Raw genomic sequence first — 16391 nt, forward strand, 5'->3', positions numbered from 1 at the left:
GTCCAGTGCTAGTATTTCAAACTAAACAAGTCAGCCAATGTGGCTTATCCTATTTAGCGAGCTGACCATCATATCATGATTTAATAGTCTGTCAACTTCTTTTTTTTAATTTGTTTCAACAAGTTAACTGGGTTATTAATGTGTAATCTACACACTATCTACCTCCAGCTCGTCTTGATGAGGTGCGTATTATAGACGGTTTAACTTTTGTGTCAACCTGTTTTATTAATGTTTTTAATCTTATTTTAGTAGATGAATAAATCTGTATTTTTTTCAATGGGTTATCGTTTGATTAATTTCAATAGGTTTAAAGACTGACTATAGATGTGCTATTTACTATAATTCATAACATCAAAGACGTTTAGATTTACTAGATAAATACCTTTTATTATCTTTGAACTTTATCTTCGATTAGTGCAACCATTTCTCTATTTCCATTTTATAACTTACCCATTTTTTCAAAAAACGCTTTATACGCAGCGACTTTCTTATCCAACGATAGTGGATAAGCACGTGAGGTTGACGGCAATCTGTATAAGGTTAGATTATTCACATCAGCTTTCTGGTCGTCTGTACTCTGCCATTGATAAGGATAATCCATACTTTGATTGGTTTTTGGATGCTTTGATTTGGCAATTGGCTCGTCTAATAACCCAAGCAGTACTTCGGTCGCCTTGCCTCCTGTCGTAAACAATGACTTTACCTTCGGCACTTGTGGCAAGATAACATCTAAATCAACAGGTGTGACTACCGTTAGATTTTTATCCGAAGCATTACCCGTCTCACGGATGGCCTGCTTTACTGTCGGACAAGACGCAATGCCACGTTCAAACATAAAATCTCGAATGCGCTCAGGGTCAAAGCGCTTCTCATCGCCTATTCTAAAGTAGTCAGCATCATCAAAAAATACTCGACCATATATCCGCCACATATCATTATAAAAATTAGGATAATGAAAGCTCATCGCCCATTTATCAGCAGTCGGTGGAAACGTACCCATCATCATGACCGTTGCATTGGGTGGTAAGACAGGCTCAAAAGGATGGGTTTCGAGCTCTGTGGCTTTGTCATTAGACAATTTCGATTCAGTATCAGTGGTTTTTTGAGTGCTTGGTGTTTTTATAGTCATGATATTCTTCATCAGAAAAGCGGTTTTTTTGGTATCATAGCAAGTCTAAACACTACCTCACTTATAATCACGCTATATAGCCAAACTTAGTCGGTTCAATCAGTTGACTTAAATAGCGCGATATCTTTTTACTTGGCCTGAATTGCTTAGGCTTTGATGGCAGCTGTGAACGCAAATATTGTCATTGCGATAAATGAGCACTGTCGTAAAGTAGTTAATTAGCTTGATTGTGAAGGATTTAACTTTACTATTTATGAGCTAAAGATATGGTTAAAGTGCGGTAAGTGTTTGTATCTTTTATACTAATAGCAACCGCAGTAACTGCGCAAGCATCAGACAAGAAACCAAGAGAGTACTTATGAGTGACTTAAACAGCGATTTAAAAATTACGGTAATCGATCATCCACTAGTCCGTCATAAACTCAGCCTTATGCGCGAAAAAGACTGTAGTACTTATAAATTTCGTACATTGACCAAAGAGCTTGCGCGCTTGATGGCTTATGAAGCAAGCCGTGACTTTGAAATCGAAACTTTCCCAATGGAAGGATGGTGTGGCGAAATCACTGGTGAGCAAATCATCGGTAAGACGGCGACGATCGTACCGATTTTACGCGCAGGTATTGGCATGCTTGATGGGGTGCTCGATTTGATCCCTACTGCTAAGATTTCTGTGGTCGGTCTACAACGTGATGAAGAAACGTTGCAGCCAGTCCCTTTCTTTGAAAAATTCGTGAGCCACATGGACAAACGTCCTGCACTTATCATTGATCCAATGCTAGCCACAGGCGGCTCAATGGTTGCGACCATCGAGATGCTAAAGAAAAATGGCTGTACTAATATTAAAGCATTGGTATTGGTGGCTGCACCTGAAGGCGTACGCTTGGTAAATGAAGCGCATCCTGACGTGACTATCTACACCGCTGCGCTAGACAGCCATTTGGATGAGCATGGTTACATCATCCCAGGTCTAGGCGATGCTGGCGATAAGATTTTTGGTAAGCAGTTATCGAATAGATAAGTCGCATTAGGGTAAATAAAGTCGTCATCAAAATTATAGCAACAGCAGACAGCATCAATAATAAGGACAGATCATGAACGTATTGATTACAGGAGCGAGCGCGGGTTTTGGTAAAGCGTTGGCAGAACGTTTGGTTGCTAACGGCCATCGCGTGATTGGTTGCGCCAGACGCCTTGATAAACTGAATGCATTGGCAGAGACTTTAGGTGAGGCTTTTTTACCCGTGGTTATGGATGTGAGTGATACAGCTTCTATTCCGCAAATCATTGCTGACTTGCCTGATGATTTTAAACAAATCGATGTCTTGGTCAATAATGCAGGATTGGCACTGGGTACAGAGCCTGCTCACAAGGCCAGTCTTGATGACTGGATGCGTATGACTGATACCAATGTTAAAGGCTTGATGGCATTGACCCATGCGGTCTTGCCAGCGATGGTAGCTCGCGATAGCGGTTATATTATTAATGTTGGTTCGATTGCTGGTAGCTGGCCTTACTTTGGTGGCAACGTTTACGGCGCAACTAAAGCGTTTGTAAAACAGTTCAGCTTAAACTTGCGAGCGGATCTGATTGGCACCCAAGTACGCGTGACCAACCTTGAACCTGGCAATGTGGCTGGCACTGAGTTTTCAAACGTGCGCTATCACGGGGACGATGACAAAGCTGCCAAGGTGTATGACGGTTTTAAAACCATGACAGGTGAAGATATCGGTGATATTTTGTTATGGCTAATTGAGTCACCTGCTCATATCAACGTTAATCGCCTAGAAGTAATGCCAGTCGCCCAGACCTATAATGGGCTAACGATTGCCAAGCAAGATTAATATTAACTGGTCGGCTAGTTTTAGTATTAATGTCGATTATCAATATAACACTTATCAACACCGAACCTGTTAGCGCATCTCATAAGATCGAAGCAATATAGAGTCATCTATATTGCTTTTTTTTATGTCTTCAATAGCTTGCTCATTGACCAAACGCAAATCCTGAAAGTCCAAAATCAACACTTCGTTACGCAGACGTTCGCTAGTGCGCTTATTATGACGTATCGCAAACCCTAATACTTGCTTACCAGTGATAGTTATCTGATTAATAATTAACCTTGAAGTATTCACGGTCAGCTTTTGTGCCAGATTTTGAGCATTTATTATTGCCGTTGCTGGATTCACCGTAGTGGTTAACGTCTTTGTCTGTCGTACACTTTTGGGCATATCTCCTGCAAAAAACAATATCTGACCTAATGGTAAATATTGCGTATGCCGTACTAATTCTTGTCGGAACAATGCAGGCATATCTGTGTTAAAACTGTCTTCTGTCTGCTGATAAAACGCGGTGAAGTTACGATGTAAATAACGCCCGAACACCGTAGTATTAATCCATTCCTGATAAACATCGTCTGCTAATAACTGCTTGGTAAAAGCACTGGCATCAATTGTGATATCCCTACTCAAAGTAGCAGATAACAGCGACAGTAAAAGCGCTTGCGGACTGGTAAATGTCTGCTGCTGCCATACTTGTGGATATAGGCTACTATCGAGTAATGGCAATGTTGATCTACTCATGCACTTGTATCCTCAACAATCATTTTCAGCCCCTATATAGCACTGGTATAGTATCACTGTTGACTTTTACCCTTAGCCAAATTCCATGCTATGGTCAGGCGACAGCTTTAATATAGCAGTCTTTTATTCGCGGTATAACTATTTTGTAGTGGTATATTCTACCGCTATACTTTCTTAACTAAATTGACCGAGACAGCTTGAAGAATCAAAGAGATATCACTCTATGAAAAAAGATCTCATACCGTTTCCTACTCCCTACCAGCTAAAGACCATTACTGTCCAAACAGCTGATGGAACACTGCTGCCCGTCTCTGTCATTGGCAAAGGTAAACCTGTCCTATTAATGCACGCTTTTGGTATGGATGCGAGGCAATTTTTGCCATTTATTTTACCGCTCATTCAGCACTACTGCTTTTACTTGCCTCATTTTAGAGGGTTTGGTTTGGCCAGTAACCTAACGCTGCCAACGTTTGATTTTATCGAGCAATATGCACAAGATACCCAAGATGTATTTGAATACGTGAGCAAAGAAACTGGCTTTGAGGCTTTTCCTGTTGCCGCGATATCGATGGGAGCATTGGTCATGTGGGCGTATTTTCAGCGCTTTGGTACTCAGCGCGTCAGTCACTATCTGAACATTGATCAAGCACCGATTATTCATAATCAGCCAGACTGGCAAGGTGGCGGTGTATTCGGCACACGACAAACCGAATTGTTTGCGCAATTTACACAGTTAATTACCGACACTGCTCCTTATTTACAAGCCGAGCAAATGGTTGACTTCCGTCACCTGCCCTATCGATTAAAAGTGAATTTGTTAGACATGGAACGCTCTTTTTCTCTACTCTCTGTCAGTAGTAAACCTTCGCAATTATTGGTAAAAGCCCTCAGTTATCGGGCACCACACAAAATCTCACTAATGCAGCACGCGACATGGCAACACAAACTGCGCTGCCTATCTGCGTATGTTGCACTGCCCTACGATTACCGCGAGGTTTTGCCAACAGTCAATATTCCGACTACCTTACTGATTGGTGCGCGCTCGCAGTTATATAATGCAGAGTGGCAACAGCGTTTGACGACTCTGCTGCCCAATGCGCACAGTATTATTTTGCCAACATCAGGCCATGCCGTGCCGATGGATGCACCAGTTAGTTTTTATCAAGTCTTGAAAGAGTTTCTGAACGCTTAATTATGGGTTTTTAATAATGTACAAAAAAAACGACCTCAACGGGTCGTTGTTTTGTGCGCTAAATTCAATCTAAATTATTGGCTAAGTATTAATCATTTAATGGTTTAATCAATTCAAATCGTGGAATTTCCTTACCATCAACCGTAACTGTTTCAGCGAACATAGCAAGCGGACGAACCCACACGCCATACTCACCATATAAGCAACGATACACCACTAGCGATTCCTCAGTTTCTGAATGCTGCGCCGTATGCAATACTTGATAAAGACTGCCTTTATAGTGGCGGTAAATGCCTTGGGTTATCATAACAAATTAAAATCTCATGCCTAAGTGAGTGAATACATCTAACCAATTGCTACAAGGAATATGTTTATAACGACAGACATCAGGAATTTTTAATTGAGTATTTTTTCTTAATACTGGGTTAGTAATATCTGTATTAAAGCCTTGTTCGCTAGTAATAACTTTCGCATTCTTAATAGATGCTACTGAGATGTTTGATAAGTCTTCATCTAAATTATCCAGAAATGTTCCTTGCTTTTTGGCAATGAAAGGCACATTACTAGCTAAATCTCCTTTTAAGCTGATTAGCGCCTGAGCATAATCACTGTTTCTTATTACATCTACTTTAAGACGCCTCATGAAATCATCATATTTGTTTCTAGAATAGTCGAACTGAGCAAGCTTCCTTTCAACTTCTTTATTAATATGCTCAGATTGAATAAAACGTACTTGCCCTGCAATAACAGCAGACTCTAATCCATCCCACAAACCTGTAAAAGAATCGGTGGTGTGTCAAAAAGTATGCTGATCAAAATTTGAACAATTTTTGAAGCTTTAAAAGCCATATATAATCAGAGAACTTAGCATAGACTTCTTATTGACTTTTAGCGCCAGCATACTTTTTAGAACACCACCAAAGAATCATTAGGGTAATAACGATAGCATATATCTAATAACGCATTGGTATCCACACAACATATTAATGTCATTAGGTAAAGGCCTTCTTCTCTAGATGGTCTAAATCACTCATTTTTTCAATACCTAGAATTCTCATGGCACTACCTAAACTTAGTGCATCCTCCCAAACAGCTGAAAAAACTTGCTGAATATAAATCTTACCAAAGTGATTATAGGTAGTATGTTTTTTATAACTAGCTCTAAAACCACTATCTCTTTCATCTATTTCTTTCTGTTTATTAGCAAAATATGTATTTAAATCGCTTTGTGAGATTTTGCCTACTTGCTTTAACTGTATAGCAATCGCATCATAACTGACTTTAATATCTTTTCGAATATGTTCAATATTTTCGATTAATTGCTTTTTTTCATCATAGATTTTATTTATCACTGAAGTAGGTACTAATACATGGCCTGCTACTTCATTACAATAACTTTCAGTTTTATTGTCAGCTTCTAAAATATAGCCATCTAAAGCACTTTGTCTTAGACCTAAATGTACTAGTTCATGAATTAAAGTAAAGAGCTTTCTCGATGGAGTTTGACCAGATGTAATAATAACTATAATAGGTAAGACATCATAAAAAAGAGACAAACCTTCTGAACCGATGCTAAGTCTAGACTTTTCTAGAACTAGAACATCTTTTTTTTCTAATAATAAGCGCCATGACTTATAGTAGTCACTCCCTTCAACAGTCAAACGAGCGTTATCCACATCTAGAAAATCTCGAATACGTTGAGCATCTTCCTGTGCATTATTCCCTGATAAGCTTAACTGGAAATTTCCAAGGGTTTCTTCAATAGCATCGTATACATGTAATAAGTTTTCTCTATCTTTATAAACTTCACTAATCAGTTTATTTAGCTCATATAGATCCTCATCATTCGAATTTTTATCTGAGTAGTTCCTATGGTCAATATACTCTGGAATATTTCTATTATAAACCTTGTCCATTGTAAGATAATGGGTAGGTATAACGAGAGTTTTGGCGATACTCTCTAATTGTTTCACAGTGAAAACTTCGGATTCGACTTCACCCATGAGAGCTTTCTTCAGATTAGTATTCGATTTTTTGGCAAGCAAGTCTACAGATAGCGACATCTGTTTTCGATAATGATTTAAAGCTTTAGGAGAGTGTGTCACTAGCTGACGGCTTGCCATATATGTCTAAAATTCCTAATTAAATGAAAGTGAAGATATAATGAATATTATATCTTCATTTATAGTTCAAGTTTGTAAATGTGTTACTTTAATTTAACTTACAGTCACTTTCGCATAAGCTTTTTTGCCTGCTTGAATCACGACCGTTTGACCTGAGGTTAAGCTAAACCCTGCATTAACCTCTTCGCCATCGACTTTGACTGCATTACGTTTAATCATATCTTTTGCCGCTGCACTATTTTTAGTTAAACCTGCTTGGTTTAATATCTGTGTGATAAACAAGGCCTCTTGACCATCTTCAAGCGTCAATTTTACTTCTGGCAAATCAACTGGTAGCTCACCATCTGCTAAGACGTTACCGGCAGATTTGTGCGCATTAGCAGCGGCAGCGGCATCATGGAAACGCTCAATCAATTCTTCGGCTAAGATACGTTTGATTTCTTGTGGGTTACGACCTTCTTTCATCTCCGCCAATAAACCTTCGACTTCTTCCATTGGTTTAAAGCTTAAAAATTCAAAATAGCGATGAATCAGGGTGTCTGGCATTGATAGGATTTTTTGGTACATGGTACCTGGCGCATCATAGATAGCCACATAGTTATTCAACGACTTAGACATTTTATTAACGCCGTCTAACCCTTCCAAAATCGGCACTGTGATACACACTTGCTGCTCTTGACCATAACGGCCTTGCAACGTGCGACCCATTAATAAGTTAAAGGTTTGATCGGTACCACCAAGCTCAACATCGGCTTTTAGGGCGATAGAGTCGTAGCCTTGTACTAGCGGGTAGAGAAACTCATGAATAGAGATGGGCGTTTGTGATGCATAGCGTTTTGAGAAATCATCACGCTCTAGCATACGCGAGACGGTTTGCTGACTGGCCAGCTGAATCATGTCAGCGGCGCTCATGTCATTGAACCACTCAGAGTTAAAGACTACGCGAGTTTTTTCTTTGTCCAAGATTTTGAATACTTGCTCAGCATAAGTCGTGGCATTGGCTTTGATTTGCTCATCGGTCAATGGTGGACGTGTGCTGTTTTTGCCAGAAGGATCACCAATCTTGGCGGTATAATCGCCGATTAGAAAATAAATCTCATGACCCAAATCTTGAAAATGCTTAAGCTTATTGATCAATACCGTGTGACCCAAATGCAGATCTGGTGCGGTAGGATCAAAGCCAGCCTTGATACGTAGTGGACGATTGAGCTTTAGCTTAGCCACTAAGTCGTCTTCAGATAATATCTCTTGCGTACCGCGCTGAATAAGGGCTAGTTGTTCTTCTAGGGTGTAAGTTTGATTGGTCATGATGCTCTCTATATATCACTTTAATTGGGATTTTTATGAATGACGGTTACTGGCTCAACACCTTAGGAAGTTTAGAACCTCAAAAGGTCAGAAAAAATGCTAGAATTTGACGGATATACTAGCGTTTTTTAAGGTAAATTGCCATGACCAACCCCGCATCGATTGCTGATACTGACCATAATGCCCTCGCAGACTTGCTTATGAATAATGGTTTGGATAACCCTTCAGACAATATTGATGATTTGACCTCTGATAATTCGAACTATGCCACCCTAACTGATGCACTTGAGCAAACCGTGTTTGAAAGCTTTGATGATGGCTTATATATTGGCATGATGTCTGGCACCAGTTTGGACGGTATGGATGCTGTTCTTTGTCAGTTTAATCCTGAGATGAACAACGAAGACAATACCCAACCGCCGATGCGACTGCTTGCGACCTATAGCCAAGATTTTCCGCCACGTCTGCGTGAAGTACTATTGGCATTATGTCAGCCGAATGGCGTGAATCAACTCGTACCAGAGGCCGATGAACCAAGCAGTGAGTTGGATTGGTTCGGCTGGGCAAGTCGCGCGTACGCTGAGTTTGCGAGCGAAGTGGTCAATGCTTTATTACAGCAATCAAATACCGATCCTGAGTCAGTACTGGCGATTGGCTGTCATGGACAAACCGTACGCCATCGTCCGCAAATGGGATTCACATTGCAACTGGTCGATGCCAGTATCATCGCTGAGCGTACAGGTATCAGCGTGGTCAGTGACTTCCGACGTCGTGACATGGCAGTTGGTGGTCAAGGCGCACCGTTGGTACCTGCGTTTCATCAGGCATTATTTGCCAACCCTGATAGTACCCGTGTGCTATTGAACTTAGGCGGTATTGCCAATATAACGGTCTTGCCAGCCAGTGAAGAAACTCAAGTTGTTGGCTACGATACTGGACCTGCCAACTTATTATTGGATGCGTGGATATCTTTGCATACCGAGAATGCTTATGATGCAGGTGGCGCTTGGGCGCAGTCTGGAACTCTCATTGAGCCATTATTACAGCAACTTTTGGCACATCCGTTTTTTGCTCAATCTCATCCAAAAAGTACAGGCCGTGAGGACTTTAATTTAACTTGGTTGCAGGGTGAGCTACAGGCTTTTGAGCAAGCTAATGCTAACATCAGTTATTCAGCAGCCGATGTGCAAGCAACCTTGACTGAGCTAACGGCTATCAGTGCCAGTACGCAAATCAATATGTTTATCAGTCATTCAAAAAACAGCTCAGTTTATGTTTGCGGCGGCGGCGCATTGAATGACTATTTAATGACACGCCTGCAAGCACACCTACCCCATTGCACAGTAAAAACCACTGAACATTTAGGACTTGCGCCAACATGGGTAGAGGCCGTTGCTTTTGCATGGTTAGCCAGACAAACATTGATGGGAGAAACTGGTAATTTACCAGCGGTAACTGGTGCAAATAAAGGCGTGGTATTGGGTCAAGTATGTTTTGCCTGACCAGTTAAATTTTAGTTTACATACGTGCACTTATGTGTTTTATAATGACTTTTGAAACGCCATCCTCTTAGGACCTGTAAGTATAGGATATATCGCATGAGCCAGAATAGTAGTTCACCTATCGACCAAGCCACCACTGATGACACAAATAATATGACTGCAGCACCTGTACATAAATCGCGTCAAAAACCACCTCACTACGAGCGTTCTGATGATACGCGTGTGGTAGTCACAGGTATGGGCGCCATTACGCCGCTCGGTCTAGACGTCGATAGCTCATGGACCAAATTGCTCAATGGCGAGAGTGGTATCTCACCGATTACGCATTTCGATGCCACCGGCTACCGTGCGCAAATCGCAGGCGTGATCAAAGATTTTGATGCCAAACAATATATGAATGCCAAAGATGCACGTCGCTATGATGAGTTCATGCATTATGGGGTTGCCGCTTCTGCCATGGCACTAAAACACGCTGGTTTTATCGAGGAAGTCAGTGCTGCTGATGCACCTGTGCAAGGCGTTGACCAAGATCGCTTTGGTATCATTTTAGGTTCAGGTATTGGCGGTATTCAAACAATTGAGAACAGCCGTGATACCTTACACGAAAAAGGCGCAGGCAAAGTCTCACCTTTTATTATCCCAGGCTCTATCGTTAATATGGCCGCTGGACTGGTAGCGATTAAACACAACTTAAAAGGCCCAAACCTTGCGACCTCAACAGCTTGTACCACGGCGACTCATGCTATGGGTCTTGCTGCGCGTTTGATCGCCTACGGTGATGCCGATGTCATGTTGGCAGGCGGTAGTGAAAAAGGCTCTAGCCCACTTGGTATAGCTGGCTTTAGTGCTATGCATGCACTATCTACGCGCAACGACGAGCCAACCAAAGCCTCTCGTCCATTTGATAAAGGTCGTGACGGTTTTGTACTTGGTGATGGTGCTGGCGTGGTGATATTAGAAAGCCTTGCTCACGCCAAAGCGCGCGGTGCCACAATACTGGCAGAGCTGGTCGGGTTTGGCATGAGCGATGATGCCAGTCATATTACCGCACCACCAGAAGATGGTAGCGGCGCTGCAAAAGCCATGCGCAATGCACTCAATGATGCTGGGATTGAACCATCAAGCGTCGGTTATGTCAATGCACACGGTACCAGTACACCTGCAGGTGACGTCGCCGAATCAATTGCTATCGAAACGGTATTTTCGCCAGTGAAAGACAGCATTTTGGTGAGTTCAACCAAGTCAATGACCGGACACCTACTAGGTGCAGCTGGCGGTGTAGAAGCCATATTTACCGTACTCGCCCTACAAAATCAGCACGTACCAGCTACGATCAATCTAGATGATGTCGAGGACAACTGTAACCTTGATTATGTGGCTAATCAATCACGCAAAGTTGATAACTTGCAGTATGCAGTATCCAACAGCTTCGGCTTTGGTGGTACCAATGGCTCCTTGGTATTTGCTCGCTGGCCTGTCAATCAATAACAGCCATCTATCTACATTTCAGCGCATGGTAATGAATGCGTTGTAACGTTGGTGTCAGATTTGCTACGTTTGTCCACTTGCAGCCCCTTATCGTACTTGCGTATGATAAGGGGTAATTTTTGGAACATTTATGGAAGATACCATGTCAAGCTACTCATTTTCCCATCAGTTTTATCAACGCTGGACGTGTGCGCCTGAGCCAGTACGCGCAGCGATTACCCAAGAACTAAAAGACATCACTACCCTGCTACAACCTGATACCTCATTTGAAGACTTCACTTTTAATACTCATGATTTAGATGCGCATGTAGACGAGCTATATGACAACTACAATGCAGAACAAGCCATTGCGAAAGCGATCACGGACAAACAAGAGAAAGAAGACGCGGCCGCTGCAAAACAAAAGCTAGAAGAAGAGCAGAAGAAAAAAGAAGCAGAAGAAGCCACACGCAAGGCAGAAGCAACTCAAAAAGAACAAGAAAAAAATACGCAGTCAGCGTTAGAGCAAGACAATAATGACAAAAAACTGGCTGCTACCGACGTAGCTAAAGTAAACACAGATAAAGTCGTGACAGATAGCGCTGTTACTGACGATTTTGTTACTGATAATTCTAGCGCAAAGACTGAAAAAGCGATATCAGAAGTCGTCAATACTGAAGGCAATGCTAGCGATAATAAAAGTGCTGACAGCAAAACCATTAGCGAACAGGCACATGCGCTTAGTGATAACCACATTAAAGATATTAATAATAAAGCCAGTGCAGCGATTAATTTAGCACTAAAAGACGCGAAGCTAGATGCGACACATCAACAGCTAATCCGCGAGCTAGAAACTCAGGTCGATGACTATCTAAGTGAGCAAATGATGCTAATGTCTGAAAACCTAAAGTCTTGGCTCCGTGCTGAGGTAACCCAACACTTTAGCGAACAGAATGACTCAACTACTAATAACGAAGCTGCTAAGAAAAGCATCCACTAACAGTGCGTATTTTTCAGTATTAAACCTACAGTTAGAAACAGCCGTTCAGTACTAAGTACTAAATAACGAACACTAAAAAGCCCCGTAAATTATTTACGGGGCTTTTTAGTACTTTTAGTTAATGTTTTGAGCTTGGTATTAAATACCTTTGGTACGTTCAGTCAACCATTCAAGCGCTGACCCTTCAACACGATCTTTTAGCTCTGCGAAGACTTGGCTATGATAGTCATTTAGCCAATCAATCTCGGTTTGATCCAACAGTGACGGCTCAATCAGACGCGTATCGATTGGGCAGTAAGTGATGGTCTCAAAGTTCAAGAAATCACCAAACTCTGTCTCAGTAGGCTTAGCAACTGGCGTATTTACTACCAAGTTCTCGATACGAATACCCCATTTGCCTTCGCGGTATAGACCTGGCTCATTACTAGAAATCATACCGACTTTCATCGCGCGCTCTTTTGGTGTGCTAGCACTATAGGCAATGACTTGCGGGCCTTCATGTACGTTTAAGAAATACCCAACGCCGTGACCCGTACCATGACCATAGTCCATCTGTGCTTGCCATAATGGCGCACGGCAAATGGCATCGATCAACGGTGAAGCGATACCATCAGGGAAATGAGCGCGAGCTAGCGCAATGTGAGCTTTTAACACAATAGTAAAGTCACGTTTATGCTCAGCAGTGACTTGCCCAATACCAACTACGCGGGTGATATCAGTCGTACCGTTTTGATACTGTGCGCCTGAGTCAATCAGTAGCAATCCGCCTTCGCCCTCGGCCACATCAAGGTAGCTGAATTTTTCTGGTGTAGCGCGGTAATGTGGCAACGCGCCATTTTCATTAAAGCCTGCGATGGTTGGGAAGCTTGGCGAGACATAATGCGGCTGACGACTGCGCACGTCTATCAGCATGCTATCAACATCTAGCTCACTTAAACGCTCGCCGTTTGCTAGACGCTGCTCAAATGTGGCAAAAAACTCAGCCAAAGCAGCACCATCTTGACGCATCGCTTCACGCACATGATCGATATCTGCATCAGATTTTACAGATTTGAGTAATGTACTAGGCGCCATTTGCTCAATAAAACCAACATCATCTGCCATTTTTGAGAGCGTGCCTACTGCAACTTTGCTCGGATCTAACAGTAGTAAATCGTCTGGCGTTAATGCACTCAATGCCTCTTGCACAGCAGAATAGTCAGCCAATGTGATACCGCTGTCTTTTAGACTCTGTGCAATATCTTCGCTTACTTTATCAGTATCAACAAACAACGTTGCTTTGTCGGCATCAATCAACATGTGCGATAAGAATACCGGATTATAATCAACATCAGCGCCGCGCAAGTTCGTCAACCAAGCGATATCGTCTAAGCTTGAAAGTAAATGATGGGTCGCACCTGCTTCTGCCATGCCTTCGCGTACTGCTGCAAGCTTTGAGGTGGCAGACTGAGCAAGGAACTGCTCATCATGAGCGTATAATTTGGCCGCTGGTAGTGCTGGGCGATCTGTCCAAATCTCTGTCAGCACATCACGCTCAGTAATCAAAGTAATGTCATTGGCATCAAAAGCATTTAGCAGGCGATCTTGCTCGGCGATAGATAGTACGTTGCCGTCTACTGCTACGCTATCCCCTTCTTGCAAATGATCGGCTAGCCAGTCGATATGATTTGGCTGACCTGGCGCAAGCTTTTCTAAAGTAATACCTGTGCCTTCTAACTGGTCGGCAGCATGTACCCAATAACGGCTATCCGTCCATAGACCTGCAAAGTCAGCAGTCACAACCAGTGTGCCGACAGAACCGGTAAACCCTGACAACCATAAGCGTGCTTGCCAGTACTCTGGTAGATATTCAGATAAATGTGGATCAGCAGAGGGGACGATAATTGCGGTGAGATCTTGCGCTGCTAAGGTGCTACGTAAGTTAGCAATACGTTCGTGAATGGCTTGTTTATTCATTGAATGTGTCCTTATAGAGGTTATAAAATTTGATGATGGCGCGATTATTTACAATCGTCTTGTTCTAATAGTCGTCTTGTTTGAGTTCTTGATACCGCTTCAGTTTTAATAAGATATTTATTATCGATAGCAATTATTCAAGCAAACAGTCTACTTATTTAGCTATCTAACTATGTTTGCTTTGATAATTACTTCTACTTATTTAGAATGTAAAATTGAATTAATATAGGCTTATAAAACGCTGTACTGCTGTTTACGGTGAGCTATCATAGATGTTTGGGCAGATAATAAGCTTTCAATAGCTTGTGCCAAATATCTCATCAACTAAAACAATAAAACGTGCTACCAGTAATGGTAACACGTCTCATCATATGTCACTTGTGCTGTTGTTATTCACAAATGTACATCAGACTTTCTTATTGCTTGGCCAGTTGTTTCTCACGCTCGCTTTCTTTAAGCATTTTATTGATAGGTTTTGCTAGTATCAATAATAGTACAGCGGTAACTACCAAGAAGATGGTCATGGTTGTGAATAGACCTGGTAACCCTTCGATTTTGTCAGCAGATACATGCCCACCGAAGAAGGCGGCAACCAAGTTACCCATAGCGATAGAAGCAAAGAACAGGCCCATCATTTGACCTTGCATACCTTCTGGCGCCAATTTAGTCATGGCAGACAAACCAACTGGGCTTAATGCTAACTCACCTAGCGTCAATAATAATAAACTACCAACCAACCACAGTGGTGATGCCAAACCAGCACCAGGCGCTAAAATGCTTTTTGAAGCAAAAATCATCAAGGCGAAACCTGCGGCTGCCAGTAGCATACCGAGTGCAAACTTAGCCATACTGCTAGGCTCAAGACCTCGGTTACCAAGCTTGACCCAAATAATACTAACGATAGGTGCCAATATTAAAATAAATAGTGGGTTCAATGACTGGAACCAAATACTTGGTATCTCAAATCCTAAAACATTCAGATCGGTATAACGATCAGCAAACAAGTTAAAAGATGTTGGCTGCTGCTCAAAGCTTGACCAAAACAGCGTCGAGCCAATGATTAAGACAAAGCAAATTAACAAGCGTAGTTTGTCCGTCTTATCCAATCGCGGTGAGATAAACATAATAGCGAAATACAAAATGACCACCGCAGCAATGATATAGGTCATATACTCTGCAACCATCTCAGGATTGAACGATATCATGCCAGTAGACACTAATAGCACTGCGGCTACTAGCAAGGCGACAAAACCACCAACCCAGCGACCGATATTTTTATAATGGTCGTTAGATTTTTCCCACTCGGCTGAGATACCTTTGGCACGTGCATAACGTGTTAAGTTCTTTTGCGCGAAAAAACGATAAATCAATAATGAAACCAGCATACCCAGACCACCAACGCCAAAGCCGACATGCCACATGCCTTTTTCTTTGAATACGCCAACGATAAGTGCTGCTAGTAACGCACCGATGTTAATACCCATATAAAACAAGGTAAAACCGCCATCACGGCGAGAGTCGCCTTTAGGATACAAGGCGCCAACCATCACTGAGATACAGGTCTTAAATAACCCTGAACCTAAGACAATACAGATTAAACCAACGAAGAACAGCGTCATGCCAAACATCGCTGAGAGCGCGATACACAAGTGACCAAGGGCGATAATAATACTGCCCCACCACAACGCCCGCTCTTGACCTAGCCAGTTATCTGCCAGCCAACCACCTGGTACTGCTGCTAAGTATAACGAACCCGCAAAAATACCGTAAATAGCAGAAGCGGTGACTTCATCGAAGCCAAAACCGCCACTGCTCACTGTTGCCACCATAAATAGAACTAATAGTGGACGGATACTATAATAGGAGAATCGCTCCCACATTTCGGTAAAAAACAATGAGCGTAAGGGCGCAGGATGTCCCATAAAGCCATTGTCTAGTGCTTCTAGCTCTGCTTCACTAGCCCCCGAATTTGTTTCTGTGCCCATAACTTTATTCCTTTAAAGATCATATTTGTAATGACCAAACCCCTGATTATCCAGATGGACGGTCATATAGGCGGAACATTGTTTCACTTGGCTATAATCAAGTAAAGAAAGAACTGGTCAAAAATTACACAAATACCTATAAAAAAAGCC

13 protein-coding genes and 1 pseudogene are annotated in these 16391 nt (G+C 42.1%); 6 read left to right on the top strand and 8 right to left on the bottom strand.

The genetic code is table 11. From position 1 onward, the window contains the following. Positions 1-439: 439 nt before the first annotated feature. Positions 440-1129, bottom strand: a complete 690-nt coding sequence (locus CXF61_RS10400) for a DNA glycosylase (RefSeq protein WP_227526665.1) — start codon at positions 1127-1129, stop codon at positions 440-442. A 358-nt stretch (positions 1130-1487) separates the two neighbouring features. Between CXF61_RS10400 and upp the strand changes: the two genes are divergently transcribed. Beyond that, positions 1488-2147, top strand: a complete 660-nt coding sequence (gene upp / locus CXF61_RS10405; RefSeq protein WP_057761878.1) for a uracil phosphoribosyltransferase — start codon at positions 1488-1490, stop codon at positions 2145-2147. 73 nt (positions 2148-2220) lie between these two features. Next, on the top strand, positions 2221-2970 hold the full coding sequence (locus CXF61_RS10410) for an SDR family NAD(P)-dependent oxidoreductase (protein WP_165598163.1): 750 nt from the start codon (positions 2221-2223) through the stop codon (positions 2968-2970). 69 nt (positions 2971-3039) lie between these two features. Here the strand turns inward: CXF61_RS10410 and CXF61_RS10415 are convergent, their stop codons facing one another. Then, positions 3040-3708, bottom strand: a complete 669-nt coding sequence (locus CXF61_RS10415; RefSeq protein WP_165598164.1) for a hypothetical protein — start codon at positions 3706-3708, stop codon at positions 3040-3042. A gap of 223 nt (positions 3709-3931) precedes the next feature. On the opposite strand from CXF61_RS10415, the gene CXF61_RS10420 reads away from it, so the two are divergent. Then, complete coding sequence (locus CXF61_RS10420; protein ID WP_165598165.1) at positions 3932-4900, top strand: alpha/beta fold hydrolase; 969 nt, start codon at positions 3932-3934, stop codon at positions 4898-4900. A gap of 88 nt (positions 4901-4988) precedes the next feature. Here the strand turns inward: CXF61_RS10420 and CXF61_RS10425 are convergent, their stop codons facing one another. From CXF61_RS10425 to tyrS, 4 genes and pseudogenes are all read right to left on the bottom strand, one after another. Then, positions 4989-5207: a DUF1653 domain-containing protein gene (locus tag CXF61_RS10425; RefSeq protein ID WP_165598166.1), complete on the bottom strand. Its 219-nt coding sequence runs from the start codon at positions 5205-5207 to the stop codon at positions 4989-4991. A gap of 6 nt (positions 5208-5213) precedes the next feature. After that, a pseudogene (locus tag CXF61_RS10430) lies at positions 5214-5678 on the bottom strand (DUF4411 family protein); the annotation flags it as partial. Between the two features lie 214 nt (positions 5679-5892). Next, positions 5893-7023 (bottom strand): ImmA/IrrE family metallo-endopeptidase, encoded by a 1131-nt coding sequence (locus CXF61_RS10435; protein WP_165598168.1) that lies wholly within the window; start codon positions 7021-7023, stop codon positions 5893-5895. A gap of 93 nt (positions 7024-7116) precedes the next feature. Further along, on the bottom strand, positions 7117-8331 hold the full coding sequence (tyrS, locus tag CXF61_RS10440; protein WP_165598169.1) for a tyrosine--tRNA ligase: 1215 nt from the start codon (positions 8329-8331) through the stop codon (positions 7117-7119). 143 nt (positions 8332-8474) lie between these two features. Here tyrS and CXF61_RS10445 point away from each other — a divergent pair, with 143 nt between their 5' ends. The 3 genes from CXF61_RS10445 to CXF61_RS10455 all read left to right on the top strand — a co-directional run bounded on the left by CXF61_RS10445 (position 8475) and on the right by CXF61_RS10455 (position 12300). Then, a complete protein-coding gene (locus CXF61_RS10445) occupies positions 8475-9833 on the top strand; it encodes an anhydro-N-acetylmuramic acid kinase (protein WP_165598170.1) in 1359 nt (452 codons plus the stop codon). 153 nt (positions 9834-9986) lie between these two features. Then, positions 9987-11321 (top strand): beta-ketoacyl-ACP synthase II, encoded by a 1335-nt coding sequence (fabF, locus tag CXF61_RS10450; RefSeq protein WP_165598225.1) that lies wholly within the window; start codon positions 9987-9989, stop codon positions 11319-11321. A 130-nt stretch (positions 11322-11451) separates the two neighbouring features. Continuing rightward, positions 11452-12300, top strand: coding sequence for a hypothetical protein (locus CXF61_RS10455; protein WP_165598171.1), 849 nt, complete (start codon positions 11452-11454; stop codon positions 12298-12300). Between the two features lie 138 nt (positions 12301-12438). Here CXF61_RS10455 and CXF61_RS10460 read toward each other — a convergent pair whose 3' ends face one another. Together CXF61_RS10460 and CXF61_RS10465 are read right to left on the bottom strand one after the other, a co-directional pair. After that, positions 12439-14256: an aminopeptidase P family protein gene (locus CXF61_RS10460; protein ID WP_165598172.1), complete on the bottom strand. Its 1818-nt coding sequence runs from the start codon at positions 14254-14256 to the stop codon at positions 12439-12441. 416 nt (positions 14257-14672) lie between these two features. Further along, positions 14673-16241: a peptide MFS transporter gene (locus CXF61_RS10465; protein WP_165598173.1), complete on the bottom strand. Its 1569-nt coding sequence runs from the start codon at positions 16239-16241 to the stop codon at positions 14673-14675. Positions 16242-16391: the final 150 nt, after the last annotated feature.

The organism is Psychrobacter sp. 4Dc (assembly GCF_002836715.1).
GTDB lineage: Bacteria > Pseudomonadota > Gammaproteobacteria > Pseudomonadales > Moraxellaceae > Psychrobacter.